26 protein-coding genes and 1 tRNA gene are annotated in these 25,498 nt (G+C 57.5%); 10 read left to right on the forward strand and 17 right to left on the reverse strand.

The window, feature by feature from the left end; translation table 11 throughout:
- Position 1: 1 nt before the first annotated feature.
- The 4 genes from ACYZT7_RS24800 to acs all read right to left on the reverse strand — a co-directional run bounded on the left by ACYZT7_RS24800 (position 2) and on the right by acs (position 4,876).
- Positions 2–700, reverse strand: coding sequence for an ABC transporter permease (locus tag ACYZT7_RS24800; RefSeq protein WP_462038591.1), 699 nt, complete (start codon positions 698–700; stop codon positions 2–4).
- Positions 697–1,386 (reverse strand): ABC transporter permease, encoded by a 690-nt coding sequence (locus tag ACYZT7_RS24805; RefSeq protein WP_131059697.1) that lies wholly within the window; start codon positions 1,384–1,386, stop codon positions 697–699. The genes ACYZT7_RS24800 and ACYZT7_RS24805 overlap by 4 nt, the downstream gene beginning before the upstream one ends.
- Before the next feature lie 90 nt (positions 1,387–1,476).
- Positions 1,477–2,250, reverse strand: coding sequence for an ABC transporter substrate-binding protein (locus tag ACYZT7_RS24810; RefSeq protein WP_008154331.1), 774 nt, complete (start codon positions 2,248–2,250; stop codon positions 1,477–1,479).
- A 670-nt stretch (positions 2,251–2,920) separates the two neighbouring features.
- Entirely contained in the window at positions 2,921–4,876 is a 1,956-nt protein-coding gene (acs, locus tag ACYZT7_RS24815; protein ID WP_462038592.1) for an acetate--CoA ligase, read from the reverse strand.
- 500 nt (positions 4,877–5,376) lie between these two features.
- Here acs and ACYZT7_RS24820 point away from each other — a divergent pair, with 500 nt between their 5' ends.
- From ACYZT7_RS24820 to ACYZT7_RS24830, 3 genes are all read left to right on the forward strand, one after another.
- A complete protein-coding gene (locus ACYZT7_RS24820; protein ID WP_462038593.1) occupies positions 5,377–5,640 on the forward strand; it encodes a DUF2790 domain-containing protein in 264 nt (87 codons plus the stop codon).
- 546 nt (positions 5,641–6,186) lie between these two features.
- Positions 6,187–7,437, forward strand: coding sequence for a ribonucleotide-diphosphate reductase subunit beta (locus ACYZT7_RS24825; RefSeq protein WP_150657174.1), 1,251 nt, complete (start codon positions 6,187–6,189; stop codon positions 7,435–7,437).
- A 507-nt stretch (positions 7,438–7,944) separates the two neighbouring features.
- Positions 7,945–8,658 (forward strand): HNH endonuclease, encoded by a 714-nt coding sequence (locus ACYZT7_RS24830; RefSeq protein WP_462041857.1) that lies wholly within the window; start codon positions 7,945–7,947, stop codon positions 8,656–8,658.
- A gap of 243 nt (positions 8,659–8,901) precedes the next feature.
- On the opposite strand, the gene ACYZT7_RS24835 is transcribed toward ACYZT7_RS24830, so the two are convergent.
- Positions 8,902–9,825, reverse strand: a complete 924-nt coding sequence (locus ACYZT7_RS24835; RefSeq protein ID WP_462038594.1) for a LysR family transcriptional regulator — start codon at positions 9,823–9,825, stop codon at positions 8,902–8,904.
- Positions 9,826–9,929: 104 nt separating this feature from the next.
- Between ACYZT7_RS24835 and ACYZT7_RS24840 the strand changes: the two genes are divergently transcribed.
- The 4 genes from ACYZT7_RS24840 (at position 9,930) to ACYZT7_RS24855 (ending at position 13,424) form a co-directional block, all read left to right on the forward strand.
- The gene (locus ACYZT7_RS24840) at positions 9,930–11,021 is read left to right on the forward strand and encodes a TauD/TfdA family dioxygenase (RefSeq protein ID WP_462038595.1); all 1,092 of its coding nucleotides are present in this window, start codon (positions 9,930–9,932) and stop codon (positions 11,019–11,021) included.
- Between the two features lie 5 nt (positions 11,022–11,026).
- Positions 11,027–11,791, forward strand: coding sequence for a sulfite exporter TauE/SafE family protein (locus tag ACYZT7_RS24845; RefSeq protein ID WP_282375762.1), 765 nt, complete (start codon positions 11,027–11,029; stop codon positions 11,789–11,791).
- A gap of 9 nt (positions 11,792–11,800) precedes the next feature.
- Entirely contained in the window at positions 11,801–12,280 is a 480-nt protein-coding gene (locus tag ACYZT7_RS24850) for a YbaK/prolyl-tRNA synthetase associated domain-containing protein (protein ID WP_462038596.1), read from the forward strand.
- A gap of 163 nt (positions 12,281–12,443) precedes the next feature.
- On the forward strand, positions 12,444–13,424 hold the full coding sequence (locus ACYZT7_RS24855) for a hypothetical protein (RefSeq protein ID WP_462038597.1): 981 nt from the start codon (positions 12,444–12,446) through the stop codon (positions 13,422–13,424).
- Positions 13,425–13,441: 17 nt separating this feature from the next.
- Here the strand turns inward: ACYZT7_RS24855 and ACYZT7_RS24860 are convergent, their stop codons facing one another.
- The 8 genes from ACYZT7_RS24860 to dapA form a co-directional block, all read right to left on the reverse strand.
- Complete coding sequence (locus tag ACYZT7_RS24860; RefSeq protein ID WP_462038598.1) at positions 13,442–13,753, reverse strand: hypothetical protein; 312 nt, start codon at positions 13,751–13,753, stop codon at positions 13,442–13,444.
- Positions 13,746–14,045, reverse strand: a complete 300-nt coding sequence (locus ACYZT7_RS24865; RefSeq protein WP_462038599.1) for a hypothetical protein — start codon at positions 14,043–14,045, stop codon at positions 13,746–13,748. The genes ACYZT7_RS24860 and ACYZT7_RS24865 overlap by 8 nt, the downstream gene beginning before the upstream one ends.
- Before the next feature lie 313 nt (positions 14,046–14,358).
- A complete protein-coding gene (locus ACYZT7_RS24870; protein WP_449642525.1) occupies positions 14,359–14,691 on the reverse strand; it encodes a hypothetical protein in 333 nt (110 codons plus the stop codon).
- Between the two features lie 191 nt (positions 14,692–14,882).
- Positions 14,883–14,972: transfer RNA gene (locus ACYZT7_RS24875), tRNA-Ser, on the reverse strand.
- A gap of 83 nt (positions 14,973–15,055) precedes the next feature.
- Positions 15,056–15,769: a phosphoribosylaminoimidazolesuccinocarboxamide synthase gene (gene purC / locus ACYZT7_RS24880; protein ID WP_008034929.1), complete on the reverse strand. Its 714-nt coding sequence runs from the start codon at positions 15,767–15,769 to the stop codon at positions 15,056–15,058.
- A 28-nt stretch (positions 15,770–15,797) separates the two neighbouring features.
- A complete protein-coding gene (locus ACYZT7_RS24885) occupies positions 15,798–16,556 on the reverse strand; it encodes an MBL fold metallo-hydrolase (protein ID WP_008153089.1) in 759 nt (252 codons plus the stop codon).
- 4 nt (positions 16,557–16,560) lie between these two features.
- A complete protein-coding gene (gene bamC, locus ACYZT7_RS24890; RefSeq protein WP_462038600.1) occupies positions 16,561–17,676 on the reverse strand; it encodes an outer membrane protein assembly factor BamC in 1,116 nt (371 codons plus the stop codon).
- Positions 17,677–17,693: 17 nt separating this feature from the next.
- Positions 17,694–18,572, reverse strand: coding sequence for a 4-hydroxy-tetrahydrodipicolinate synthase (gene dapA, locus ACYZT7_RS24895; RefSeq protein ID WP_007898664.1), 879 nt, complete (start codon positions 18,570–18,572; stop codon positions 17,694–17,696).
- 329 nt (positions 18,573–18,901) lie between these two features.
- On the opposite strand from dapA, the gene ACYZT7_RS24900 reads away from it, so the two are divergent.
- Positions 18,902–19,462 carry a glycine cleavage system transcriptional repressor gene (locus ACYZT7_RS24900; protein ID WP_008034925.1) on the forward strand — a complete coding sequence of 187 codons (561 nt, stop codon included), beginning with the start codon at positions 18,902–18,904 and terminating at the stop codon, positions 19,460–19,462.
- A 10-nt stretch (positions 19,463–19,472) separates the two neighbouring features.
- Positions 19,473–19,946 (forward strand): peroxiredoxin, encoded by a 474-nt coding sequence (locus ACYZT7_RS24905; protein WP_008153083.1) that lies wholly within the window; start codon positions 19,473–19,475, stop codon positions 19,944–19,946.
- 37 nt (positions 19,947–19,983) lie between these two features.
- Here ACYZT7_RS24905 and ACYZT7_RS24910 read toward each other — a convergent pair whose 3' ends face one another.
- Together ACYZT7_RS24910 and ACYZT7_RS24915 are read right to left on the reverse strand one after the other, a co-directional pair.
- Positions 19,984–21,054 carry an AI-2E family transporter gene (locus tag ACYZT7_RS24910; RefSeq protein WP_462038601.1) on the reverse strand — a complete coding sequence of 357 codons (1,071 nt, stop codon included), beginning with the start codon at positions 21,052–21,054 and terminating at the stop codon, positions 19,984–19,986.
- A 32-nt stretch (positions 21,055–21,086) separates the two neighbouring features.
- Positions 21,087–21,326: a sulfurtransferase TusA family protein gene (locus tag ACYZT7_RS24915; protein WP_020300476.1), complete on the reverse strand. Its 240-nt coding sequence runs from the start codon at positions 21,324–21,326 to the stop codon at positions 21,087–21,089.
- Between the two features lie 98 nt (positions 21,327–21,424).
- On the opposite strand from ACYZT7_RS24915, the gene ACYZT7_RS24920 reads away from it, so the two are divergent.
- Positions 21,425–22,858, forward strand: a complete 1,434-nt coding sequence (locus ACYZT7_RS24920) for a M48 family metalloprotease (protein WP_462038602.1) — start codon at positions 21,425–21,427, stop codon at positions 22,856–22,858.
- Positions 22,859–22,925: 67 nt separating this feature from the next.
- On the opposite strand, the gene ACYZT7_RS24925 is transcribed toward ACYZT7_RS24920, so the two are convergent.
- Together ACYZT7_RS24925 and ACYZT7_RS24930 are read right to left on the reverse strand one after the other, a co-directional pair.
- Complete coding sequence (locus tag ACYZT7_RS24925; RefSeq protein WP_449642532.1) at positions 22,926–24,353, reverse strand: DegQ family serine endoprotease; 1,428 nt, start codon at positions 24,351–24,353, stop codon at positions 22,926–22,928.
- Between the two features lie 180 nt (positions 24,354–24,533).
- Complete coding sequence (locus ACYZT7_RS24930; RefSeq protein WP_462038603.1) at positions 24,534–25,490, reverse strand: MucB/RseB C-terminal domain-containing protein; 957 nt, start codon at positions 25,488–25,490, stop codon at positions 24,534–24,536.
- Positions 25,491–25,498: the final 8 nt, after the last annotated feature.

Consider the following 25,498-nt stretch of genomic DNA (forward strand, 5'->3'; position numbering starts at 1 on the left):
ATCAGTGCTTCCGCGGGGCCAGATAGCCCAGCCAGCGGCGCTCGGCCAGTTTGAACAGCTTCACCAGAATGAAGGTCAGGCACAGGTAGAACACACCCGCCGTGATGTACGCCTCGAACGGCAAGTAGAACTGAGCGTTGACGGTGCGCGCGGCACCGGTGATGTCGATCAGGGTCACGATCGAGGCCAGACTGGTGGTCTGCAGCATCATGATCACCTCGTTGCTGTACTGCGGCAGCGCCCGGCGCAGGGCCGACGGCAGCAGGATGCGCTGGTACATTTTGTAGCGCGACATGCCCATCGCCTTGGCGGCTTCGATCTCGCCGTTCGGTGTAGCGCGCAAGCTGCCGGCGATGATTTCCGCGGTGTAGGCACTGGTGTTGATGGCGAACGCCAGGCACGCACAGAACGTCGCGCTGGACAGCCACGGCCAAAAGACGCTTTCACGCACCGCTTCGAACTGCGCCAGACCGTAGTAGATCAAAAACAGCTGCACCAGCATCGGCGTGCCGCGGATCACGTAGGTGAAGAGCCAAGCCGTCATATTGACGACTGCATTCTTGGAGACGCGCATCAAACCCAGCGGCAAAGCGCACAGCAGGCCGAAAAACAGCGACAGCGCGAGCAATTTGAGGGTGGTCAGCAAACCGCCGAAGTACAGCGGCAAGGCCTCCCAAATGACGTTGTAGTCGAAGATCATAGATCAGCCGCCCTTACGCCTACCGAGTAGCGCTTCTCAAGGTGACGCAATGCCAGCAACGAGACACTGGTGATCACCAGGTACATCGCCGCCACTGCGAGGAAGAAGGTGAAAGGCTCGCGGGTAGCATCTGCCGCCTGCTTGGCCTTGAACATCATGTCTTGCAGACCCACCACCGAAATCAGCGCGGTGGCCTTGGTCAGTACCAGCCAGTTGTTGGTAAAGCCCGGAATCGCCAGGCGAATCATCTGCGGCACCAACACCCGGAAGAACACCTGAAAACTGCTCATGCCGTACGCCATGCCGGCTTCTGCCTGACCTTTCGGGATTGCCATGAAGGCGCCACGGAAGGTTTCCGACAGGTACGCACCGAAGATGAAGCCCAAAGTGCCGATACCGGCGGCCAACGGGTTCAGGTCGATGTAGTCGTCAAAACCGAGCAGCGGCGCGACACGGTTGAGCAGGTCCTGACCGCCGTAGAAAATCAGCAGGATCAACACCAGATCGGGAATACCGCGGATCACCGTGGAATACAGGTCGCCCAGCCAGGCCAGCCAGCGAATCGGGGACAGACGCAGCGCGACGCCGATCAGGCCCAGAAAAATGGCCAAGACCATGGACGACAAGGCGAGCTGAAGCGTCAGCCATGCGCCATCGAGGATGACAGCCCCGTAGCCTTTCAACATGATTCAGGTCCTCGAAAGTTGGGATGAAAAAATGGCGCAAACCTCAGAGATCCTGTTGCTTGCGCCATTTCGGACTTGTCGCCGGGACTGTTACTTGCCGTAGATATCGAAGGCGAAGTACTTGTCCTGGATTTGCTTGTACTTGCCGTTCTCGCGAATGGCAGTGATCGCGGTGTTGATCTTGTCTTTCAGCGCGTCACCCTTGCGAACCGCGATACCCACGCCGTCGCCGAAGTATTTGACGTCGGTGAAGGCCGGGCCGACGAAGGCGAAACCTTTGCCGGCGTCGGTTTTCAGGAAACCGTCATCCAGCAGCGTAGCGTCTGCCACGGTGCCGTCGAGGCGGCCGGCAGCGACGTCGAGATAAATTTCGTTCTGCGAACCGTAAGGCTTGATCTCGGCACCCAGCGGGGCCAGGACTTCACGGGCGAAACGCTCGTGGATCGAACCACGTTGCACGCCGATGTTTTTGCCCTTGAGCTCAGCCAGGCTGTCGCTGACTGGAGTGCCGGCCTTCATGACCAGGCGAGCCGGGGTGTTGTAGTACTTGTTGGTGAAGTCCACGGACTTCTTACGGTCTTCAGTGATCGACATGGACGACAGGATCGCGTCGATCTTGCGCACCTTGAGTGCCGGGATCAGACCGTCGAACTCTTGCTCGACCCAAACGCACTTGACCTTCATCTCTTCGCACAGAGCATTGCCGATGTCGTAGTCGAAACCAACGATGCTGCCGTCCGGCGCTTTGGAAGCGAACGGAGGGTAAGCCGCTTCGATACCAATTTTCAGAGGCTTTTCATCGGCGAAGGTTGGCAGGGACAGCACGGACAGTGCCAGGGCGCCAAGCAGCACGAGTTTCTTCATCTTGGGACTCCATCGGTAAAGGGCTAAAACGGCAGAGTGAGCGACAGCCCAATATGCGAGTGAGTAAAACCGCAAAGCGATGCTGCGTCGTAGGAATCGCGTGTTTTTTTCAACGCGAGCAACAACGAGCGAGTGATCGGCATTCTAACGACAGGCCCGAAGCCGATATTTCTTCAATGCGACAACTAATTACAGAAGCACCGAGAAAGTCGTTTGCGCGCGTTGACAGCCTTGCAATTTCATGCAAGAGCAAAAGACAGTGAACCGATCTATACTGCAAATTGCGGGCCTATTATTGGCAAACCCTTCTAATCCGGCAAGCGTAGCGTTGGGTCTTCTTTTAATGGGGGGCTGGATAGGCCCGATGACGGGGCTTCGCGTTTCCCAATGCCCCGTATGGGAGCGAACGGTTACACATTCAGTTACTTGAAAGGTGATGGGTAACAGTGGGAATAGGCCTACAGATGAAGCCGATAATTATTGGCTCACTGTTGATCGTTCCCACGCTCCGCGTGGGAATGCATCCCGTGACGCTCTGCGTCACAGCGTTCACGGCGGACGCGGAGCGTCCATGGCGGCATTCCCACGCAGAGCATGGGAACGATCAGAACGAAAAAAACCCCGCCGGGCGTAAAGCCGGGCGGGGCTTCGATGACTCAGGAACGGCGGGTTAAGCGACGTTCATGATCTTGTGTTCATCAATCAAATGCTGCACCACGCCCGGATCCGCCAAGGTGGAGATATCCCCCAACCCATCGTATTCAGCCGTAGCAATCTTGCGCAGAATCCGGCGCATGATTTTGCCCGAACGGGTTTTCGGCAAGCCCGGTGCCCACTGGATGACATCCGGCGAGGCAATCGGACCGATCTCTTTACGGACCCAGTTTTTCAGTTCCAGGCGCAGTTGCTCGCTCGGTTCTTCGCCGCCGATCAACGTGACATAGACATAGATGCCCTGCCCTTTGATGTCGTGCGGCACACCGACCACGGCCGCCTCAGCGACTTTCGGGTGCGCAACCATCGCGCTTTCGATTTCGGCGGTGCCCATGCGGTGACCGGACACGTTGAGCACGTCATCCACGCGACCGGTAATCCAGTAATAACCGTCTTCGTCACGACGCGCACCGTCACCGGTGAAGTACATACCGCGGAACGTCTTGAAGTAGGTATCGACGAAGCGGTCATGGTCGCCATACAGCGTGCGCGCCTGGCCTGGCCAAGAATCGAGAATCACCAGGTTGCCCTCGGCAACGCCTTCGATGATGTTGCCCAGGTTATCCACCAATGCCGGCACCACGCCGAAGAACGGACGTGCAGCAGAACCCGGCTTGAGCGCGTGCGCACCCGGCAGCGGGCTCATCAGGGTCGCGCCGGTTTCGGTCTGCCACCACGTGTCGACGATCGGGCAACGGGACTGACCGACGTTCTTGTAGTACCAGTCCCACGCTTCCGGGTTGATCGGCTCACCGACCGAACCCAACAGACGCAGGCTGCTGCCATCGGCGCCTTCAACGGCTGCTTTGCCCGACGCCATCATCGCGCGGATGGCGGTCGGCGCGGTGTAGAGGATGTTGACCTTATGCTTGTCGACGATTTTCGCCACCCGGGTGATGTCCGGGTAGTTCGGCACGCCTTCGAACAGCAAGGTGGTCGCGCCATTGGCCAAGGGGCCATAGACGATATAGGTGTGGCCAGTGACCCAACCGACGTCGGCGGTGCACCAGTAGACTTCGCCCGGACGGTAGTCGAACACGCGCTCGTGGGTCATCGCCGCGTACAACAGATAGCCGGCGGTGGTGTGCTGCACGCCCTTCGGCTTACCGGTCGAACCGGAGGTATAAAGGATGAACAGCGCTTCTTCGGCGCCCATCTCTTTCGGCGCACAAACGGTGCCCGCCACTTTCATCAGGTCTTCGTACCAGATGTCGCGATGCTGGTTCCACTTGATGTCGCCACCGGTGCGCTTGCACACGATGACCTTCTGAATGCTGCTGGTTTCCGGGTTGGTCAGCGCGTCGTCGACGTTGGTCTTGAGCGGGATCTTCTTGCCGGCACGAATACCTTCGTCGGCAGTGATCACTACCTTGGATTTGCAGTCGATAATCCGGCCGGCCAGGGCTTCCGGCGAGAAACCACCGAACACTACCGAGTGAATCGCGCCGATCCGGGTACACGCCAGCATGGCGACCACGGCTTCGGGGATCATCGGCATATAGATAGTCACCACGTCGCCGCGATGCACATCCTGGCCGCGCAGGGCGTTGGCGAACTTGCAGACTTCTTCATGCAGCTCGCGGTAGGTGATGTTGCGGCTTTCGGCAGGGTCATCCCCTTCCCAAATAATCGCGATTTGGTCGCCGCGCTCTGCCAGATGGCGGTCCAGGCAGTTGTAGGAAACGTTCAGGGTGCCATCGGCGAACCATTTGATGTCGACATGGTGATCGTCGAAGGAAGTCTGTTTCACCGTGGTGAAAGGCTTGATCCAGTCGAGGCGCTTGGCTTGCTCGCGCCAGAAGCCGTCCGGGTTGACGACGGACTGCTGGTACATGGCCTTGTAGGTCGCCTCATCAGTCAACGTGTTGGCCGCAACCTCGGGACGAACGGGATACAGAGAAGCCGCACTCATCTTTCTTACCTCGGTGGAATAGTTGTTTTTGTATGACCCAGTTGTAGCCGGGCTGGGCCTATAGAACCATTCGACGATGGTAGTAACAAGCCCCTACAAAATGTGGCTATACCTCGTCGAGGCGCTCAAGGGCGGTGATTTCAGGGGCTTTTGATCGTTCCCACGCTCTGCGTGGGAATGCAGCCCGTGACGCTCCGCGTCACTGGACGCGGAGCGTCCCTTGAGGCATTCCCACGCTGGAGCGTGGGAACGATCAATCAAACAGGCACATATAGGTGAGTATCCGGGGATTGTTACGAAATCTGTCAAAGGTGTTTATCAAAAGCCCTCCTATATGAATGCAGCCCCCCCGCCTAAAATCAGCCTCGCCAACAAGGCAACGTGATTAACCCAGTTGCAGCCCCCACGAAGGCAGTTAATCCAAAACCAGTACTTAAGTTCCACACGCAACCCCAAAAAGGTTGCGTGACCTCACTCGACCTCTAAAAGGTAAATTTGAAATGAAAGCTTTATTAGTTCTGGCCCTCAGCAGCCTGTGCGCAACCGCCATGGCAGACGAGGTCCCGACTGATGTCGCGCAGCAGCAACCCGCCATTGAGGAATACACTTACTCCACTCACCTGGACATCGTCAAAGTTATCTCCATGAGCGAAATCCCGAACGTCTGCGAAGTTGTTCCGGCGAAAATGGAATACGACGATTCCAAAGGCCAACGCCACATTCTGCGCTACAGCGTTATGGGTAACGGCTGCTCTAAAGGCTGATCTCTCGCTCCGACATCCCCAAGGTTCGACCACCCGACGCTGTTTAAGGCCCGATTTCGCTCGGGCCTAGTTGTGTCTGGGAGCGTCGAAAACTCACTCAAAACACAACATGTAGTGAAAAACGTGGTTTTTTGGCTGTTTTTTGAACAAAAAAATGGTTAGCCAAAATTTATAAAAAAAAATCTGCACCCGCGATCTCCAGTCAAAGCCCTGTAAACCCTCGCTCCGACCGAAAAACCCTCCTTCTCGACCGCTCCATGCGCGGATTCGCCCCACCACGGCCGCAAAAATTTCCCTATAATGCCGCCTTAAACGGGCCTGCAATATTCCCTTACAGGGATAACAGCCAGTCTGAAGCCCACGCCGAAGTCTTCACCGATTTCTGCGCCCGTCAGAGGCTCTCGGAACCCCGTACAAAATTATGTTTATTTGCCTGCGTGTACCGCTGCAAAAAACGCTATCCAACGCGGCCAGTACGGTCGTGTGAAAAACCAACCTATCAGTTTTCACACGGGCATCTGGCCCTCACGCAGGAGACGACACGTCATGCTGAGCTGGGACGAATTCGACAAAGAAGACAGCGGCGAAACCGTGGTTAAAGGCGCCAACGCCGGCCACGCCACTGAAGCCAACATGGACCGCCTCGACACCGCTGGTGGTGTTGCTGCTCAAGAAGCTCGCGCTGTAACCGCGTCCGACTCCGCCGCCATCGCCCGTGCCAAAGCTGCCCTGGACAACCTCGACATCGCCGAAGGCCTCGCCGAACTCGAAGGCGCCTCCGCCCGTGTGGCCGTCGACGAAAAGCGCATGATCAACTGCCGCGCCGACCTCAACCAGCTCGTCCCGTTCAAGTACGACTGGGCTTGGCAGAAGTACCTGGACGGCTGCGCAAACCACTGGATGCCGCAAGAAGTCAACATGACCGCCGACATCGCCCTCTGGAAAGACCCGGAAGGCCTGACCGACGACGAGCGCCGCATCGTCATGCGCAACCTCGGCTTCTTCTCCACCGCCGACTCCCTGGTTGCCAATAACCTGGTGCTGGCCGTGTACCGCCTGATCACCAACCCGGAATGCCGCCAGTACATCCTGCGCCAGGCGTTCGAAGAGGCGATCCACACCCACGCCTACCAGTACTGCATCGAATCGTTGGCCATGGATGAAGGCGAGATCTTCAACATGTACCACGAGATCCCATCGGTCGCGAAAAAAGCCACCTGGGGCCTCAAATACACCCGTTCGATCTCCGATCCGAAGTTCGAAACCGGCACCGTCGACACCGACAAAGAATTGCTGCGCAACCTGATCGCCTACTACTGCGTTCTGGAAGGCATCTTCTTCTACTGCGGCTTCACCCAAATCCTCTCCATGGGCCGCCGCAACAAAATGACCGGCGTCGCCGAGCAGTTCCAATACATCCTGCGCGACGAATCCATGCACCTGAACTTCGGCATCGACGTGATCAACCAGATCAAAATCGAAAACCCACACCTGTGGGATGCTGAAATGAAGGAAGAAGCTTCGCAGATGATTCTGCAGGGCACTCAGCTGGAGATCGAATACGCTCGCGACACCATGCCACGCGGCGTGTTGGGCATGAACGCGGCGATGATGGAGGACTACCTCAAGTTCATCGCTAACCGTCGTCTGTCGCAGATCGGTTTGAAGGAAGAGTATCCTGGGACGACTAACCCGTTCCCTTGGATGAGCGAGATTATGGACTTGAAGAAAGAGAAGAACTTCTTTGAGACGCGGGTTATTGAGTACCAAACGGGCGGCGCACTTAGCTGGGATTGATTCCCGAGCTAACGCTCAAAACCACTAAACCGTGAAACCTTTTCACTAAACGTGAAACGGGGGCACCCGTGGAGTCGCTTGGCGTCGCATTAAAACCTGAACATGTCTCATCAAAAATGAAACGGTTTCTGCGAAAAGGGTTGCCAACTGGCAGCCCTTTTTTGTTTTTGCTTCGGAGGAAACTTGAGCCTTCACGCTGTTCTTTCGTGAACCATCGTGGCGTCTGTACCTCGCATGATGGACGAGGCGGTGAGGCCTTCCGGTGATTTTATCGAGCAAAACGCAGACCCAAGAGAATTCGAGGAACCTGCCGGGGGTACCGGTGGCTAAGCCTTGGTGGCGGAAGTTGGTGGAGGTGTTTCAGTCGTCGAAGCATTCGGTGGGTTAGAGCGCCGATGTGTTTGTAGGATCGCTTGAGCGATGCGTCGGTCTTTTCTGTAGGAATTTTCGTAGACAGGTGTAATGGCCACTCAGTATCGTCCGAGGGTTTTCAACCTCGGCGACTGTATGAGCGTAAAGAAGAAAGACAGCGACTGGAGCATTTCTGAGATTAAAGCGGCGGTGGATGCCTATCTGAAGATGCTCGCCCTAGAGCTAAGTGGCCAGAAATTCGTTAAGACTGAGGAAAATCTTGCTCTGCGCGAAAACGCCTTACCAACCCGCACCAAGGGATCTGTCGAATTCCGGATGCAGAACATCTCCACTGTTCTGATGAAGATGGATCGGCAATTCATCAAGGGATACAAGCCTGCCAAAAACGTTGGTTCGAATGTTGAGCAATCAATTCGAGCAGCGCTTACTGAAAGAGGCGTTCAGCTTGGCGACCTAACCGCTCCGACAGCCGATGAAGAAACGCTAGAACGCCGCGCGGCTGCGCTTCAGAAGCAAAAGATAAAGGAACCGCCAAAGGGCATTCTGAAACCGAAGCGAGCACCAAGCTCAAGCACGGTATATGTTCGTGACCCAGAAGTGAGAGCCTGGGTTCGAAATGACGCCGAAGGCCATTGCGAAGGTTGTGGCGAGCCCGCTCCGTTTCAAAAACTTGGTTTGCCTTTTCTTGAGGTTCACCACGTAAAGCCACTCGCCGAAAAAGGTTCGGATCGCATCTCCAATGCTGTGGCGCTATGCCCAAACTGTCATCGTAGCTGCCACCACTCCGACGAAAAAACCGAGTTCACAGCGCTACTTTATAAGCGAGTCACGCGGCTAGTTCCCGAGTAACCAGACTGAAGGCTGTGCGTGCGAGGGAGCTGCTCCCGTTCGGCTGCTGAGCAGTCGCTAAGCGAATACCAATCGAAAGTCAGTTGAGGACTTCCCCTCAACCATAGAATCTCCCACAGGTTTGATGCGTTGCCGCAGATTTTGCGGTGTATTGAAAACAGTCAGTGCAACCCGCCCCGACTCCCGCTATTAATACTCTTGCCCATTCAAGAACCCGATTGTGCTCCTTCAAAAATTCGCGGTTTAAGGTCCATGCTTGCGCTCAAGGCTGTGACCAAACCCGCGAATCACCTCCAGCAATGCCTTCACCCGCAGCGGCAAGTTCCCGGCCGGGTACACCGCGTGCATCTGCGGGCTGTCACCGTTGCTGGAGGTGAGCCGGTACTCGGGGCAGACCCGGCGCAGGCGCCCCGCTTGCACTTCGGGCTCTGCCAGCCAGTCCGCCAGGCGGGCGATGCCGATGCCCGCCAGGGCTGCCTGGAACACCGCCACGCCCGAGCTGAAACGAAACCCTGGATGGACCCGAACGCTGATGGCCTGCTGCTCACTGCGGAAATTCCATTCCTTGAGGATGCGCGGCGCCGTGTGCAGGATCAGCGAGTGGGCCTCCAGCGCTTCAATGGCCTCAGGCGTCCCGCGCCGCTGCAGGTAGCCGGGGCTGGCGTACAGATGACGCGAGTAACTCCAGAGTGGATAGCCGATCAGGTCACTGGATTGCGCAAACGCGCCGCGAATCGAGAAGTCCAGCTTGCTCTTGACCGGGTCTAGGATCTCATCGGTGAAGATCACGTCGACGTTCACGTCTGGATAACCCTCGGCGTACTGCGCGATCAATTGCGGCAAAACGCCGTGACCGAGGGACTCGGGGGCGGAAAAACGCACCCAGCCGCTCGCCATGCCGCTGAGACCAGCCAGGTCTTCATCCGCCTCACGTTGCAATTCCAGCATTTTGCAGGCGTGGGGCAGCAAGCGTTCACCCGCCTCCGTCAAGCTTACGGCGCTGGAGGAGCGATTAAACAACTTGACCCCGGCACTTTCCTCCAGGCCCTGAACGGCGCGGGTCAACGCACTGGGGGAGCGTCCCAGCGTGCGTGCCGCTGCGACGAAGCTACGCTTGCGCGCTACGGTCGCGAAGGCTTCAAGCGCCCATAACTTATCCAGAGCCATTGATCACCTTATTGCATTTATCGCAACGTGGCATTGCAACACAAAAGAGGCCCTTCCGTTAACCTTCGCGCTCAATTTACAGGGATGTAGGCAAACCGGAGTAAATGGACGTGGCAAAGCTGGAAGAAATAATCGGGACATCAACGCCCACCGAGGGTGAACATATTCGTGACTGGCAGCGCAGTCACTCAGCGAGTTCACCCCGACAGGCGATACCGCAGATTCATGTCTCGTTCGAAGAGCAGCACGCGCTTCACGCCGGCCTGGCCTCCCTGGCCGTGACCGACAGCACCTCGGGTATCCGTCGCATGCCGGCCTTGGGGCAACTGCTTGAGAGCATCCTGTGCGGTGAAAAAATCGATCGCTTGCGCAACTTCCCCAAGGCCCCCGAGAAGGCAATGATCGTCAGGGGGTTGCCCCTGGACTCGCACCTGCCCGCCACCCCCTACGACATGGCGCCGGGTATCGAGCAACTGCCGGTAGTGGCCGGCGGCATCCTGGCGGTGCTGCAGACCCTGCAAACCCATCCGGTGGCCTACGAGGGTGAAAACGACGACACGGTGTTCCGCCATGTGTCGCCCAAGCACCAGCGTGAAGCCGAAAAAAGCTCTTATGGGTCGCGCATGGACCTGTGCATGCACGTCGACAACCCGCACCTGCCCTTGACCTGCGAACCTGTCTCAGCGTTGTCGGCCTGTCCGGAGTACCTGTGCCTGACCGGTCTGCGCTGCGAGCCGGATGTGCCGACCCGCATCGTTGCCATTAGCGAGGTGCTGGCCATGTTGCCCGCCTGGGTTGAAACAGCCTTGTCACAACCGCAGTTCGCCATTCACCGACCGGCGTCCTTCGGCAAGCCAGGCAATGTGCTGGAACACGCGCCCCTGCTGTACAAAAGCGCAACCGGCGAGCTGTTTTGCCGTTACAACAAGGCCAGTGTGAAAGCCACCAGCTCCATTGCGAAGTTGGCCCTGCAGCTGTTTGAAGCCGCCGCCAATCACCCCGATGTCGCACGCCCCATCCTGCTGCAACCGGGGGACATGCTGATCTTCAAGAACCAGCAAACCCTGCATGCCAGGGAAGGTTTTACCCCGCGCTACGACGGGCGCGACCGCTGGCTGCTGCGCGTTTTCGGGGTCAACGACCCGGCCCGCGTGCTGGCGCTGAACCCCCAACAACCCTTCATCGCAAGAGCCTGATGTTCATGGTCGATATTGTCATTCTTTGTGTGTTCGCCTTCGCCGCCGGCCTGATCGATGCGGCGGTGGGCGGCGGCGGCCTGATCCAGATACCCGCGTTGTTCAACGTGCTACCCGCCGCACCACCGGCAGCGCTGCTGGGGACCAACAAGGTCGCGGCCGCGTTCGGCACCGCTTTCGCGGCCCGGTCCTTCGTGCGCAAGGTGGTGATCGACTGGGGCCTGGTGATTCCAGCCGCCTGCGCCGCCTTTGTCATGGCCTTCTTCGGCGCGGCCACGGTATCGTTCGTGCCCCAGTCAGTCATGCGTCCGGCGGTGCTGGTATTGATCGTGCTGATGGCGATGTACACCTTCTGGAAAAAGGACTTCGGCGCCCTGCACGCCCCCACGTACATCGGTATCCGGCAGAAGTGGCTGGCGGTCGTCATCGGCGGCGCCATCGGTTTCTACGACGGGCTGTTCGGCCCAGGCACCGGTTCCTTCCTGATCTTCCTGTTTATCCGCTGCTTCGCCTTCGACTTCCTGCACGCCTCGGCGTCGGCCAAGCTGGTGAACATCGCGACCAACGTGGCGGCGCTGATATTCTTCATCCCGACAGGTAACGTGCTGTACCTGATCGCCCTCCCCATGGCGGCCTTCAACATCTTGGGCGCGTTGACCGGCACCTGGCTGGCGGTGCGTAAAGGCGTGCCCTTCGTCCGGGCGCTGTTTCTGGTGTTGCTGGTGATCCTGATCAGCAAACTGTCCTACGACCTGTTGCTGAAAACCTGAGGAAAGCCCATGCAGCCCATGTTTGATCGCCTGGTGGCGCTACTCGATGCCCACGCCGCCTCCTATCGGGTGTTGATGCACGATGCCGAGGGCCAGTCGGCGCGGGTCGCCGAACTCCGTGGCACCGAACCCGGCCAAGGCGCGAAAGCCATGCTTTGCGCGCTAAAGGGTCAGGCCGAACCCTATGCCCTGGTGATACTGCCAGGGGACCAGAGGCTCGACATGAAGAAAGTCGGAGCGGCCTTGGGAGGAAAAAAAGCCGAGCTGGTGAACGCGCAAACTGCCATGCAACTGACCGGGTGCAGGATCGGCGCCATCCCTCCGTTTACCTTCGATGAGCGGATTCAATTGATCGTCGACCCGTCCCTGACCACGGGCTACGGCGAAATCGCCTTCAACGCTGGTCGGCTGGATGCATCAATGGTGCTCGATACGCAGGATTATCTGTCGATTGCCAAGCCCCGGTTGGTGGATATCCGCCAGGGTTGAGCACCGGTGGGCAGGATTGGATTGCGCTGATGGGTGCAGGTGCGAGCTTGCTCCAGACGGCGTTGCGACGAAAGCCTGAGAACGCCGCGAGGTGTCAGGTTTTATGCGTTATCGTTAGCAACCATCGCGAGCAAGCTCGCGCCTGCAAGGACCCGAGCCCGCCATGAAATTCGACCTCGCCTACTGCCTCAGCCTCGACGACAAGCTGTCGATCTATGACGTGCGCGATTTGAATTTCGACGAGACCATGGATTTCGATTCCGCCAAGGAGCACTTCCAGTGCCCCAACGATGCCTGCCGTTTGGCCTTCGATGCGGCGAATGTGTTGACGACGTTCAACGCCAAAAACGTGAATTACGTTCGCACGCCGCACTTCAAGAACACGCCCAGTACCCGGCATGTTGCGGATTGTCCTTATGTCAGTCTCAAGACGCCGGCGTCAGGTGTGGACGCCGACGACGCGGAAACGGATGACAGTCGCGAGGAACATTTCCCGTCGGAGTTGTTGCTGACTCGGCGCGAGTATGTGCGTAAGCCGTCGAACCCGGCGGTAGCGGCGGATGTGATGCGGGACGATCCGAAACCCTCTTCAGCGGTCAGTGATGTCGAGCACCCGAGTCGCGAATCGGCGCCTGACAAGACCAGTGTCTTCGCCCACCCGGTGGAGTGTTTTGTGTCGAACTTCGAGGACAAGGAGTTGCTCAAGCGCATGCCGCTGAAGATTGGCGAGTACACGGCGCCTTATGGGTCGTTCTTCAAGAAGATCGAGTATCTGCAGGACAACAAAGGGCTGATTTACTGGGGCAAGATCAAGGAGATCAAGGACTACACGCAGAGCTTTCGCATCGACTTCGAACAAAAGGTCTGGTTCAAGCAACCGGACGAGGCGAAGAAGAAGCCTTACTCGGTCAACGTTTACCTGAGCAAAAAACTGATCGACAACTACCGCAAACGCAAAGCGTTTCTGGAAGAGATCAAGCATGCTATCGAGAGCGAAAAAGAGTTGTTTTGCTTTTTCTATGGCGTGACGCCGGAGTTGAAGCAGGTACCGAGCAAGAAAAACCCCGAGCAGACGTTCGGGGTGTTCAGTGCGAATATCGAGAACCTGGATCACTTTATTGTTCGGGATGCACCAGGCGCCTGACCGGTTTTTTTATTCGCTTACAACCAACCAAATCCTTTTCCCATCATGGCCGCCAAACTCAGCGCGGCAGTGATCAATGCGCTGAACAGCAGCCGAAAGTCTGTTCTGGTTTCTTTGCGGTGCTCTCGAAAATCCACACGAAGCTCACCAAGGTCACGTCGGACGTATTCGATATGCGTCTCAAGTTTGGATACTCGCGGTTCCAATGGGTTATCTCCTGGGGGACCTGGTGGTCTTCGATCATTATCGTCACCACCACTCCTTTTGTTGCTCGGGAAGCGGTCGGGGTAATGCTCATCAAGGTTTACCAGCACAAAAGGCTCACTCATCGCTGCCCTCCGGGCAACCGGCTTTGCTTCCCTGTTCGACGATTATATCTGCCAGTACATTGAGAGAATGCAGGCGTACAAATCCGCAATATTTGCAGTTAAGCATCACCGCCGGCGTGCCGGATCGTAAATACTCTTTGCCACGTGCCCAAGGCAACGCTACACCTGCTGCACCAGTTTGGAGTGGCAATTCCCACTCATCATGCTCACAGAATGGGCATTCGGTATTCTTTATTCGCTCTTTGAAAATTTTGGCTAACCGCCCTGTATCCAGATGAAAATCCCTAAGCATTGGCTAGCCTCGTGACATTCCCGATCTGAAAACAACTCTGAAAACCTTCTTTACCGTCGTAGTACATGGCTACCTCTTCCTTGAGGGATAAATCATCGACTAAGCGAAAAACCATAGGATGGTGTGTCACGTTCAGTTACTTGCGCGGCCGAGAAGACATTACTTAGGTCACCGCTGCAAATCGAATATACCCCCGATCAATCCCGGACGTATCTGTGTACGAAGTAAGAAGATTCGTTTCTTTGTGTCAGCTCAGAATTCTCTCCGTGAGATCCATCCAAGCAGTTCTTTTCGAAAGCTGACACACGTCAGCTCACAGATTTTTCTGCTGGGTTGGGTCGTCAGGTGGCAGGGTTAGCGGCTGTTCAACTGCTAGCCCCACATTACTTTCAAGTTCTGCTTGAGGCTGGAGGACTACCGGATCAGGAGAAGCAAAGAAACCCCGGACAATCCTTTCACTCAGTGAAAGGAGCCCAAAGGTGATGAAGCCAAAAATCAGCCCGACAACCACAATGCTCAACGGGTGAATTCGCACTGCATCGGGGCTTTCCAACATGTATTGAAAAGCCTGAACTGCAACCGCCAGGCAGGCCGCAACGGCTGCTATCAGCTTCACAGACAACCAAAGCCGTCGCCATCTGTTCATGCTATTCCCCGTCATCCGGTTATTTGCTCTGTATGCATGATAGCTAATGACGTGGATGCGCTTTGTTTCCTGAATTCCGGAGTGGAGCCTCTCCGCCGCCCTCACCACTCGTCGCGGAATCAAAGTTCAACGAGACACCAGAAACAAAAAAGCCCCGTAGCTTACTCAGCTATGGGGCTTTTTCTATGTAATGGCGGAGAGATAGGGATTCGAACCCTAGGTACCGGTGAAGGTACAACGGATTTCGAATCCGTCCCATTCGGCCACTCTGGCATCTCTCCAACGGCGCGCATCATAACAACACTTTTGCCGGAAGCGAACCCCCTAAGCAAAATTTTTCCGTGCTATCAGATGCTTGCGTCGATTAAAGCGGTACGCCCAAACGATTGGCGACTTCTTCGTAGGCTTCGATGACGTCACCGAGGCCCTGACGGAAGCGGTCTTTGTCCATTTTCTTGCCGGTGGCCTTGTCCCACAGACGGCAACCGTCCGGGCTGAACTCGTCGCCCAGAACGATGGAGCCGTCGGAGAACACGCCGAATTCGAGTTTGAAGTCGACCAGCAGCAGGCCAGCGTCGTCGAACAGTTTGCTCAGGACTTCGTTGACCTTGAGCGACAGTTCTTTCATGCGAACCAGTTGCTCGGCGGTGCCCCAACCGAATGCCACGACGTGGGATTCGTTGATGAACGGGTCGCCCTTGGCGTCGTCCTTCAGGAACAGTTCGAAGGTGTAAGGGTTGAGCTTCATGCCTTCTTCGACGCCCAGGCGCTTGACCAGGCTGCCGGCGGCGTAGTTACGCACGACGCACTCGACCGGGATCATGTCGAGTTTTTTCACCAGGCATTCGTTGTCGCCCAGCAGTTTGTCGAATTGGGTCGGCACGCCGGCTGCTTCGAGTTTCTGCATGATGAAGGCGTTGAACTTGTTGTTCACCATGCCTTTGCGGTCGAGCTGCTCGATGCGCTTGCCGTCGAACGCCGAAGTGTCGTTGCGAAACAGCAGGATCAAGCGGTCAGCGTCGTCGGTCTTGAAAACCGATTTGGCTTTGCCGCGGTAGAGTTCTTCACGTTTTTCCATGATGGGCTCCGCTTGCTAAGTAGGTGGGCTAGGCGATATGCCGCCAGTCGAGCCCTGAATCTTGATCGGCCAGTTGCAGCCAGTCCGGGTCGCACCCGAGGGTGTCGACAAAACATTGCCGGGCCAGCTGCGGCAGGTTGTTCTTGCTGCTCAAATGGGCCAGGACCAGGTGTTGCAGGCCTTGCCAGCCCAACTCAGACACCAGGAATGCCGCCTGATGGTTGTTCAAATGTCCCAATTCACCGCCCACCCGCTGCTTGAGAAAGTACGGGTAGTGACCGCGAGCCAGCATGTCACGGCAATGATTGGACTCGATCATCAACGCATCGAGGTCCCGATAGCCGTCCAGCACCTTGTTGCAATACGAGCCCAGGTCAGTCAACAGGCCGAAACGCCGCTCACCGTCACTGAATACGTATTGCGTCGGCTCCTGTGCATCGTGTGCCACGGCAATAACGCCGATGCTCAGTGCGCCGATCTGCAGTTGCTCACCGCCAGCCAGAAGGCCAGCCGGCTCAATGGGTTTGCGCATCCCGCGCAGGGTACCGCGACTGAGGTAGACAGGCAGATTGTAGCGCCGAGACAGCAAACCCACGCCATGCACGTGGTCGGCATGTTCGTGGGTCACGAGTATCGCGCTCAGCTGCGCAGGGTTCACACCCAGGCGTAGCAGGCGTTTTTCGGTTTCCCGCAGGGAGAAACCACAATCCACCAGCACATACGTGTCAGCGCTGGCTATCAGCGTGCCGTTCCCTTGGCTACCGCTGCCGAGAACGGCAAAACGCATGTGATCAGCCCAGGTTGTCCTGAATCACGCTCAACACTTTGCGCGCCACGTCTGCTGGCGCCACGGTATTGATGTTTTTCTCGACGGTGACCTGGACGTTGTCGCCAACCTTGCTCAGGCGAACCTGATAACGCTCGGCACGGGATTCAACTTCTTCCTTGCTCGGCGCGCTGCCAAACAGGCCGCTGAAGAAACCAGGCTTCTCGTCTTTCTTCTCGGCTTTTTCAGCCAGGTTGATGTAGTACAGGCCCAGGCTGCGGTTGATGTCTTCAACGCGCCATTCGCCCTGTTCCAGCGCACGACCGACGCTCGACCAGGCACGATCCAGGTCAGTACCGACGTTCAGAACCGGGTTGCCGCTGCCGTCTTCGCTCAGGCTGACACGGCTTGGCGTATCGGAATCACGTGAAGCCAGCATGGAGACCGAACCGCCCTTCTCCGAGGTGCGGCTCATGCTCGCGAGCATGTCGTCGACCAGTGCCGCGTCCAGGCCCGTGTTGACCGAACGGTTGGTAAAGGCCACGTCGGAGGTGCTACCCGCAGGACGCTCGGCGCTGACCACGTAGACTTCACTGGTGTTGCGCTGCACGCCAGGCTCGATGCGGACCCGCACGCGGGTTTCGCTGTCAGCGCCGACACCGGCCGCGCTCAGGCGCTTGGCCATGGCGGCGGACAGTTCATCGGAATGCTGCCAGGTGGTGGTGAATTCGCCGGTTTGCGGGCGCTGTTCGTCCAGACGGAAACCGTTATCCTGGAAGAACTGCACAGCCACTGGCCAGACTTCGGCCGGCGGGTTCTGGGCGACGATCCAACGTGAATCACCGGTCTTTTGCAGGGAGTAGGCGCTGGCGTCAGCCCCTGCCGACAACGGTTGCGGACGAGGAACGATGTACTCGCCCTTAGCGGTGTCATCGGCCACGTTGCGCGGGATCGGCAACAGCGGATCCAGACGTTTGGCAGTGCTGACATCCGCCGGCAATTGCATGGGTGCAGTTTGTTGCGCTTCCAGGTAATCGCTACCACGGTCACGGAAGTAACCTTCCGGGCCCCAAACCCATCCGCAGCCACTGGTGCTGGAGATGATCAAGGCAAGTGCGGAAAGTCCGGCCATTCGCTTCATGCGTAGTACTTCCTCAATTAAACCAGGACGCCGGACTGGCGCATGGCCTGCCGCAGCGGTTCGTGACAGGCAGCGCTAAGCCAGGTGAGCGGCAGACGGATACCGTCCGGCATCAAGCCCATTTCATGCAGTGCCCATTTCACGGGGATAGGGTTGGATTCGATAAACAGGGTTTTATTGAGCGGCATCAGTTTTTCGTGGATCGCCCGGGCTTTGACGGCATCGCCGGCCATGGCCGCGGCACACAACTCGCTCATGGCGCGTGGTGCGACGTTGGCGGTCACCGAAATATTGCCCTTGCCGCCGAGCAGCATCAGCTCGACCGCGGTCGCGTCGTCACCGGAATAAACCAGGAAGTCGCTGCTCACGCCGGCCAGGATGTCCTTGGCGCGCTGCAGGTCGCCCGTGGCTTCCTTGATGCCGATGATGTTCTTCACGGTCGACAGGCGAATCACCGTCTCGGCCTGCATGTCGCAAGCGGTACGGCCCGGCACGTTGTAGAGAATCTGCGGGATGTCGACGGCTTCGGCGATTGCCTTGAAGTGCTGGTACAGGCCTTCTTGCGTCGGCTTGTTGTAATAAGGGGTTACCAGCAGGCACGCGTCGGCGCCGGCGTTCTTCGCGTTGGTCGTCAGTTCGATCGCTTCGCGCGTCGAATTGGCGCCCGTACCGGCGATCACCGGAATACGCCCTGCAACCTGGGCAACCACGCGACGAATCACTTCAATGTGCTCGTTCACGTCAAGCGTGGCCGACTCACCTGTAGTGCCGACCGCCACGATGGCGTTGGTGCCCTCTTGCAGGTGGAAGTCCACCAGTTTGCTCAGGCTGTCCCAGTCGAGACGACCTTGTGCATCCATGGGTGTGACCAGTGCCACCATACTGCCCGCAATCATGCAACCGCTCCTGCCGGAAAAAGAGAGCGGTAATGGTACTGGCGCCAAGATGCTTGTACAAGCGAAGTACTGCGCTGCTGCCATTCCCCTTGGCGCTGCTTTTCGCTACCCTTCAGACTTTGATCGGTACTGATAAGCTCGTACGCCGGGTTCCAGCCTCTATTTTCGGCATCACAAGCCCCGATCCAGCGTTGCCACCCTTCGCTCTTGCCACTCTGGAGCACGTTGCAACCTTGCGGCTCGGGTTTTTTGAATTCGCATCCGCAGGCTCGCTCCCGGTAAAAAAAGCCCGTAGAAGTATCGACCGCTCATCGCTTTAGGAATGCTGCATGTCCACCCCCACAGTTCGCGAACAATTCCTTGTCATCAGTGCCCTCGGCGCCAACCCCATGGAGCTGACTAACGTCCTGTGCCGCGCCAGCCATGAAAACCGCTGCGCCGTGGTCACCTCTCGCCTGACGCGTCATGGCGAGTGCAGTGCGTTGATCCTCGAGATCTCCGGCAGCTGGGACGCCCTGGCGCGCCTCGAAGGCAGCCTGCCGAGCCTCGCCAAGAAGCACGCCTTTACGGTCAATGTGGTGCGCAGCGCAGCGCTGGAGAATCGTCCTCAAGCCCTGCCATACGTCGCTTATGTCAGCTCGGCTTACCGCTCGGACATCATTAACGAGCTGTGCCAGTTCTTCATGGACCACAACGTCGAGCTCGAGAACCTGACCTGCGACACCTATCAGGCTCCGCAAACCGGCGGCACCATGCTCAATGCCACGTTTACCGTGACCTTGCCGGCCGGTGTGCAAATCAGCTGGCTGCGCGATCAGTTCCTGGATTTCGCCGACGCGCTGAACCTGGATGCCCTGATCGAACCGTGGCGCCCACAAAACCCAATGTAAGGAAGCTTTCATGGCCGTTGCCATCGACCAACCGGTTGCCGACTTCGAAGCACCCGCCACCAGCGGGCAGACCGTCAACCTCGCGAGCCTCAAAGGCAAACAGGTGGTGATTTACTTCTATCCGAAGGACAGCACGCCAGGCTGCACCACCCAGGGTCAGGGCTTTCGTGATCAGCTTGATGCTTTTAAAGCCGCCAACACTGAAGTCTTCGGCGTGTCCCGCGACAGCCTTAAATCACACGAAAACTTCAAGGCCAAGCAGGCGTTCACCTTCGAGCTGATCAGCGACAAGGAAGAAGCGCTCTGCCAGCAGTTCGACGTGATCAAGCTGAAAAAGCTCTATGGCAAGGAATATATGGGCGTTGATCGCAGCACGTTCCTGATCGACAAGGACGGTGTGCTGCGTCAGGAATGGCGCGGTGTGAAGGTGCCGGGGCATGTGGATGCGGTATTGGCTGCAGCTCAGGCGCTGAACAAGGCCTGATCGTTGAATGCTGTGGGAGCCCGCTCCCGCAGACCGCTTACAACAGCGGCGCCACCACCGGTTCCTTGCGCGGCCACGCGTCCAGCACAGCCTTGAATAGCGTCGCCAGGGGAATCGCAAAGAACACGCCCCAAAAACCCCACAGTCCGCCAAACAACAACACCGCGCAGATGATCGCCACCGGATGCAGGTTGACCGCTTCCGAGAACAACAGCGGCACCAACACGTTACCGTCCAGTGTCTGGATGATCCCGTAGACCGCCATCAAATAGATGAACTGATCGCTCCAGCCCCACTGGAACAGTGCAATCAGCATGACCGGAACGGTCACCACCACTGCGCCGACATAAGGCACCACCACCGACACCCCCACCAGTAATGCCAGCAGCGCTGCGTAGTTGAGCCCCAGAACCACAAAACCGATGTAGGTCACGCCACCGCAAATGAAAATCTCGATGACCTTGCCGCGAATGTAGTTGGCGATCTGACGGTTCATCTCATGAGCGACGCGGGTGATCAGTGCCCGCTCACGGGGCAAGTAATCACGCACCCACTGACCGATCATTTCCCGGTCCTTGAGAAAGAAAAAAACCAGGATCGGCACTAGCACCAGGTAGATCATGATGTTCACCAGCAGCGGCAGACTCGACAGCGAGAACGTCAGCGCCCACTGACCGAACTTGCCGATCTCGCCCCGCGCCACTTCGATGGCCTGCAGCACCTGCTCGTCAGATACCAGATGCGGATAGCGCTCAGGCAGCAGTAATAACAGCGATTGCCACTTGGCGAGCATGCCGGGTAACTCGTTGAACAAGGTGATCATCTGATGCCAGAGCAATGGCACCACGACAATAATGAATACCAGCAAAACCCCCATGAACAAGGCGAAGACCAGCCCCACCGCTACCCCGCCGGGCATGCGCAGGCGTTCGAGAGTCACTACCAACCCTTGCATCAGATACGCCAGCACCATCCCGGCCAGCACTGGCGCGAGCATGCCGCCCAGCGTAAGCACGGCGGTAAACGCCAGAAACAGCAGGACCGCCAGCACCACGGCTTCTTCATCGGAGAAATAACGCTGAATCCAGTCGCGTAACACCTTGAACATCAATAATCCCTTAGAAACGAACGCAGCAGAATTCAGGCTTTTTTCAACCAGTAGCGGTAAACACCCGCTTCATCTTCTTCACGAAGCAGCGTATGACCTGCCAATCGGGCAAAAGTGCGGAAGTCACGCTGTGAGCCCGCATCGGTGGCGATCACCTTGAGCACTGCGCCGCTGGCCAGTCGATTGAGTTCCAGCTTGGCCTTCAGTAAAGGCAACGGGCAATTCAGGCCGCTGGCGTCGAGTTCGGCGTCATGGGCTACAGCGTCGGTCATTGCATCACTCCGGGATCAGTTGGTTGAGCGGCTAGAATATCTGGTCCGAAGCGTAGTGTCCGGCTACAGTAAGGTCTTTGTCGACTAAGGCTTTGTGCATGACTTTTTTGCGCCCTACCCTGCTGACGCTCGCTTGCCTGCTCGCCTCACCGGGCTTCGCCGACGACCTGCCGTCACTCGGCGACGCCAGTTCTGCCATCGTCTCGCCGCAACAGGAACACCAGTTGGGCCGTGCCTGGCTGGCGCTGTTGCGCAGCCAGGTTTCGCAGCTCAACGACCCACAGCTCAAGGACTACGTCGAATCCAGCGTCTACCGACTGGTTGAAACCAGCCAGGTCAATGACCGGCGACTGGAGTTCATCCTGATCAATAGCCCGCAACTCAACGCCTTCGCGGCACCAGGCGGAATTGTCGGGGTCAATGGCGGTTTGTTTCTCAATGCACAGACCGAGGGCGAATACGCCTCGGTACTCGCTCACGAATTGGCTCACTTGTCGCAACGCCACTTCGCCCGCGGCGTCGAAGCCCAACAACGCATGCAGGTGCCGATGATGGCCGCGCTGCTGGCCGGGATCGTGATTGCCGCAGCCGGTGCCGGCGATGCCGGGATCGCGGCCATTGCGGGCACGCAGGCGGCGGCCATTCAGGAACAGCGGCGCTTCTCTCGCCAGAACGAACAGGAAGCCGACCGCATCGGCATCCTCAATCTGGAAAAGGCCGGTTACGAGCCGCGCTCAATGCCGACCATGTTCGAGCGATTGGCGCGCCAATACCGCTTTGACGCCAAGCCACCAGAGTTTCTGCTGACTCACCCGGTGACCGAGTCGCGGATCGCTGACACGCGCAACCGCGCCGAACAGGCAAAACCCGGCGGCATCGAAGACACTATGCGTTATCAGCTGATTCGAGCACGGGTCCAGTTGATCTATGAAGAAACCCCAGGCCTGGGCGCCAAACGCTTCCGCGCCCAGCTTGATGAAAACCCGAAAAACGATGTCGCGCGCTACGGCCTGGCCATCGCCCAGATCAAGGGCGGCCAGCTGAATGAAGCACGGGAAAACCTCAAGATGCTGCTGGCCAAGTCGCCGAACGAAATTATCTATAACCTGGCTCAGGTCGACCTGGACATCACCAACAATCGTCTGCCTGATGCCCAGTCCCGGGTTGACCGGATGCTTACTCAGTATCCCGGCAACTATCCGCTGAATTCGGTGCGTGTTGATCTGCTGCTCAAGCAGAACCGCGCGCCCGAAGCGGAAAAAGCGCTGGAAAGTTTACTCAAGAGTCGCCCCGACGATCCGGACGTCTGGTACATGGTGGCCGAGACTCGAGGTCTGTCAGGCAACATCATCGGCCTGCATCAGGCCCGCGCCGAGTATTTCGCCCTGGTCGGGGATTACCGTCAGGCCATTCAGCAACTGGACTTCGCCAAGCGCAAGGCCGGCACCAACTTCCCGCTGTCGTCGCGGATCGACGCACGGCAACGAGAGCTGATGGAGCAAGAGCGCATGATCAAGGACATGATGGGCTGACTCTTTTCGGCAGACACAAAAAAACCGCCTCTTTCGAGGCGGTTTTTTATTCAACTAACAACCCGGATTATTCAGCCAGTTTGAAGGTGATGAAGCTGGCGCGATTTTGACGCAGAACCCGCATCGACACCGAACGGTTCTTCGGCAGTGCCTTGGCGATATCCGTGAACTCCTTGGTGGAACCAATCGCCTGATTATTCAGGTGAGTGATTACATCGCCTGGCTGCAGGCCAATCAGAGAAGCAGGACCGTCCTGGACTTCCTTGATGACGACGCCGCCTTTGAGGTCGTAGGTTTTCTTCTGTTCATCAGTCAACTCGGCCACGGAAACACCCAGGCGATTGCTGCTGCGCTCAGTGCTGGATTTCGGCAATGCGTCCAGCTCTTTGCCTTCTTCCGGGATAGCGCCAACAGTCAACTCGACATTCTTGCGCTTGCCTTCACGTATCACTTCCAGATCAGCTTTGGAGCCGGCCTTCAGCGCGCCCACCAAGTGCGGAAGATCGGCGGACATGACGATGGGTTGGCCATTCATGCTCAGAATCACGTCGCCCACTTGCAGGCCACCCTTGGCAGCCGGGCCGTCATCCTGGATCTGAGCCACCAGCGCACCGGCCGGCTTCTCCAGACCGAACGACTCGGCCAGGTCCTTGTTCACTTCCTGAATCACCACACCCAACCAGCCACGGCTGACTTTGCCGCCACTTTTGAGCTGATTGGAAACGTCCATGGCTACGTCGATAGGGATCGCGAACGATACGCCCATGAAGCCGCCGGAACGGGTGTAGATTTGCGAGTTGATGCCAACCACTTCACCGGCCAGGTTGAACAGCGGACCACCAGAGTTACCTGGATTGATCGGCACATCGGTCTGGATGAACGGCACATAGTTTTCGTTCGGCAGGCTGCGACCAATGGCGCTGACGATACCTTGGGTCACGGTATGGTCGAAACCGAATGGCGAGCCAATAGCCACGACCCATTGGCCGGCTTTCAGGTCTTGGGATTTGCCAAGTTTCAGGACCGGCAGATCCTTGCCTTCGATTTTCAACAGAGCCACGTCGGAACGTGGATCGGTGCCGACCAGCTTCGCCTTCAATTCGCTGCGGTCAGCGAGTCGAACGAGGATTTCGTCGGCATCGGCGATTACATGGTTGTTCGTCAGGATGTAGCCATCAGGCGAGATGATGAAGCCCGAACCCAAGGATTGGGCTTCACGCTGACGATCACCGCGAGGCGTACGCGGCTGTGGCATGCCACGTTCGAAGAACTCGCGCAGCATCGGCGGTAAGCCTTCAAGGTCAGGCATCTGCTCGCTCGACACTTTGCGGTCCGGCAGTTTCTGCGTGGTACTGATGTTCACCACCGCGGGCGAGGCCTGCTCGACCAACTGTGTGAAGTCAGGCAACTCGGCCGCTTGAACAGCGACCGCCTGACCAAGCACCAGCACGGTGGCAAAAATAGAGAGATAAGACTTCAAGCGTGGTATCGACATACGGCTCCCGTTACGACGAGCATGGTTAAGCGATATGGAGCAAGGAACACCGGGAACGATACGCCGGTATTTTTGTTCCGGGAACAACAAACAAGGCCAGAGCCGAGGGGCTCTGACCTATAGAAAAATTCGAAGATATTTGCAAGTTGAAATGCTCACCAAACATTTCGATACAGCTCACTACTTGGTTGCAGTGGCGTCGGAGCGCATGGATAGCGCAATCCGCTCAGCGGTGCCAATCGGAATCTCACCGACCACGGTCACCATCATTTCACCTTGCGGGGTAGTCAAGCGTCGGGAGACTGCAGCGGTTGGTCCCAACTGGGTGCGAGTGTCAGTGACTGTTGCGCCATTCAACGGTTCCAGAAAAACCGAGAAACGGGCCAGACCATCGTCATACATCAGGCTGTTAACCTGAGTTTTGGTCTCTGGATCGTTGCGCGAGGTGCTGCTTGTCAGCTCAAAACCTGCAGGCAACCAGTCCGAATGCCAGACCTGAGCGGCCTTGGCCACCGAAGCCTTATCGCTATCGAGGGTGACGGCTTTGCAATCCGGACCCGGCTGCAAGTCGCTCTCGGCTGGAACATCGGCGGTATTCAGTTGGGTGAACTGGAATCGCTCCAGCAATTGCCCTTTTTCATTCATAAGCAATGATTTGAGAGGCAAGCCGGTTTCTTTATCCAGATGCAATTCAAAACCGTATCGGTGTTGATCGCGAGGTCTCAGTGAAACGATCACTGCCGCACGCCCGGCCACACGCGACTTGCCAATCACGGCAAGATCGTACCAATTCTTTAACTTTTGTGGATCGAGTGCACGAGCAGCGGAGTTGGGGGAACCCCCAAGCCCTGCTATCAGGGTGCCGCTGACGCATTGAGTATGCCCATCAATGCGCACCACTTCCTGTGCCGAGCCGTCGAGCTGGAGTAAACGCTCGCGGACCTTGCCATCCTGGACACGGTGCCAGATGTTGTGGGTAGAAAAACTACCGTTACGCTCGTAGACGAATGTACCGTGAAAGCTTTGCTGTTGCTCGGCTTGGCCCAGTCGGGTCAACCAGTTCTGGGCTTCATCAGCATTGGCTGGAACAACAAACCAGCCACCAAGCAGAAGCGTAAGTAGAGGTATGGCGCGCATGATCCTCC

The sequence above is a fragment of the Pseudomonas sp. RT4P38 genome, assembly GCF_054897765.1.

Bases quoted from the DNA above. Each gene is read 5' to 3' on its own strand.
- ACYZT7_RS24805 (WP_131059697.1), bottom strand. From the start codon at position 1,386: ATGTTGAAAGGCTACGGGGCTGTCATCCTCGATGGCGCATGGCTGACG.
- ACYZT7_RS24915 (WP_020300476.1), bottom strand. From the start codon at position 21,326: ATGACCGACGCTGTAGCCCATGACGCCGAACTCGACGCCAGCGGCCTG.
- ACYZT7_RS24855 (WP_462038597.1), top strand. From the start codon at position 12,444: ATGAAATTCGACCTCGCCTACTGCCTCAGCCTCGACGACAAGCTGTCG.
- acs (WP_462038592.1), bottom strand. From the start codon at position 4,876: ATGAGTGCGGCTTCTCTGTATCCCGTTCGTCCCGAGGTTGCGGCCAAC.
- ACYZT7_RS24910 (WP_462038601.1), bottom strand. From the start codon at position 21,054: ATGTTCAAGGTGTTACGCGACTGGATTCAGCGTTATTTCTCCGATGAA.
- ACYZT7_RS24905 (WP_008153083.1), top strand. From the start codon at position 19,473: ATGGCCGTTGCCATCGACCAACCGGTTGCCGACTTCGAAGCACCCGCC.
- ACYZT7_RS24865 (WP_462038599.1), bottom strand. From the start codon at position 14,045: ATGCTTAGGGATTTTCATCTGGATACAGGGCGGTTAGCCAAAATTTTC.
- ACYZT7_RS24900 (WP_008034925.1), top strand. From the start codon at position 18,902: ATGTCCACCCCCACAGTTCGCGAACAATTCCTTGTCATCAGTGCCCTC.
- ACYZT7_RS24830 (WP_462041857.1), top strand. From the start codon at position 7,945: ATGAGCGTAAAGAAGAAAGACAGCGACTGGAGCATTTCTGAGATTAAA.
- ACYZT7_RS24870 (WP_449642525.1), bottom strand. From the start codon at position 14,691: ATGAACAGATGGCGACGGCTTTGGTTGTCTGTGAAGCTGATAGCAGCC.
- ACYZT7_RS24825 (WP_150657174.1), top strand. From the start codon at position 6,187: ATGCTGAGCTGGGACGAATTCGACAAAGAAGACAGCGGCGAAACCGTG.
- purC (WP_008034929.1), bottom strand. From the start codon at position 15,769: ATGGAAAAACGTGAAGAACTCTACCGCGGCAAAGCCAAATCGGTTTTC.
- bamC (WP_462038600.1), bottom strand. From the start codon at position 17,676: ATGAAGCGAATGGCCGGACTTTCCGCACTTGCCTTGATCATCTCCAGC.
- ACYZT7_RS24810 (WP_008154331.1), bottom strand. From the start codon at position 2,250: ATGAAGAAACTCGTGCTGCTTGGCGCCCTGGCACTGTCCGTGCTGTCC.
- ACYZT7_RS24925 (WP_449642532.1), bottom strand. From the start codon at position 24,353: ATGTCGATACCACGCTTGAAGTCTTATCTCTCTATTTTTGCCACCGTG.
- ACYZT7_RS24835 (WP_462038594.1), bottom strand. From the start codon at position 9,825: ATGGCTCTGGATAAGTTATGGGCGCTTGAAGCCTTCGCGACCGTAGCG.
- ACYZT7_RS24885 (WP_008153089.1), bottom strand. From the start codon at position 16,556: ATGCGTTTTGCCGTTCTCGGCAGCGGTAGCCAAGGGAACGGCACGCTG.
- ACYZT7_RS24840 (WP_462038595.1), top strand. From the start codon at position 9,930: ATGGACGTGGCAAAGCTGGAAGAAATAATCGGGACATCAACGCCCACC.
- ACYZT7_RS24800 (WP_462038591.1), bottom strand. From the start codon at position 700: ATGATCTTCGACTACAACGTCATTTGGGAGGCCTTGCCGCTGTACTTC.
- ACYZT7_RS24930 (WP_462038603.1), bottom strand. From the start codon at position 25,490: ATGCGCGCCATACCTCTACTTACGCTTCTGCTTGGTGGCTGGTTTGTT.
- dapA (WP_007898664.1), bottom strand. From the start codon at position 18,572: ATGATTGCGGGCAGTATGGTGGCACTGGTCACACCCATGGATGCACAA.
- ACYZT7_RS24845 (WP_282375762.1), top strand. From the start codon at position 11,027: ATGGTCGATATTGTCATTCTTTGTGTGTTCGCCTTCGCCGCCGGCCTG.
- ACYZT7_RS24820 (WP_462038593.1), top strand. From the start codon at position 5,377: ATGAAAGCTTTATTAGTTCTGGCCCTCAGCAGCCTGTGCGCAACCGCC.
- ACYZT7_RS24860 (WP_462038598.1), bottom strand. From the start codon at position 13,753: ATGAGTGAGCCTTTTGTGCTGGTAAACCTTGATGAGCATTACCCCGAC.
- ACYZT7_RS24850 (WP_462038596.1), top strand. From the start codon at position 11,801: ATGCAGCCCATGTTTGATCGCCTGGTGGCGCTACTCGATGCCCACGCC.
- ACYZT7_RS24920 (WP_462038602.1), top strand. From the start codon at position 21,425: ATGACTTTTTTGCGCCCTACCCTGCTGACGCTCGCTTGCCTGCTCGCC.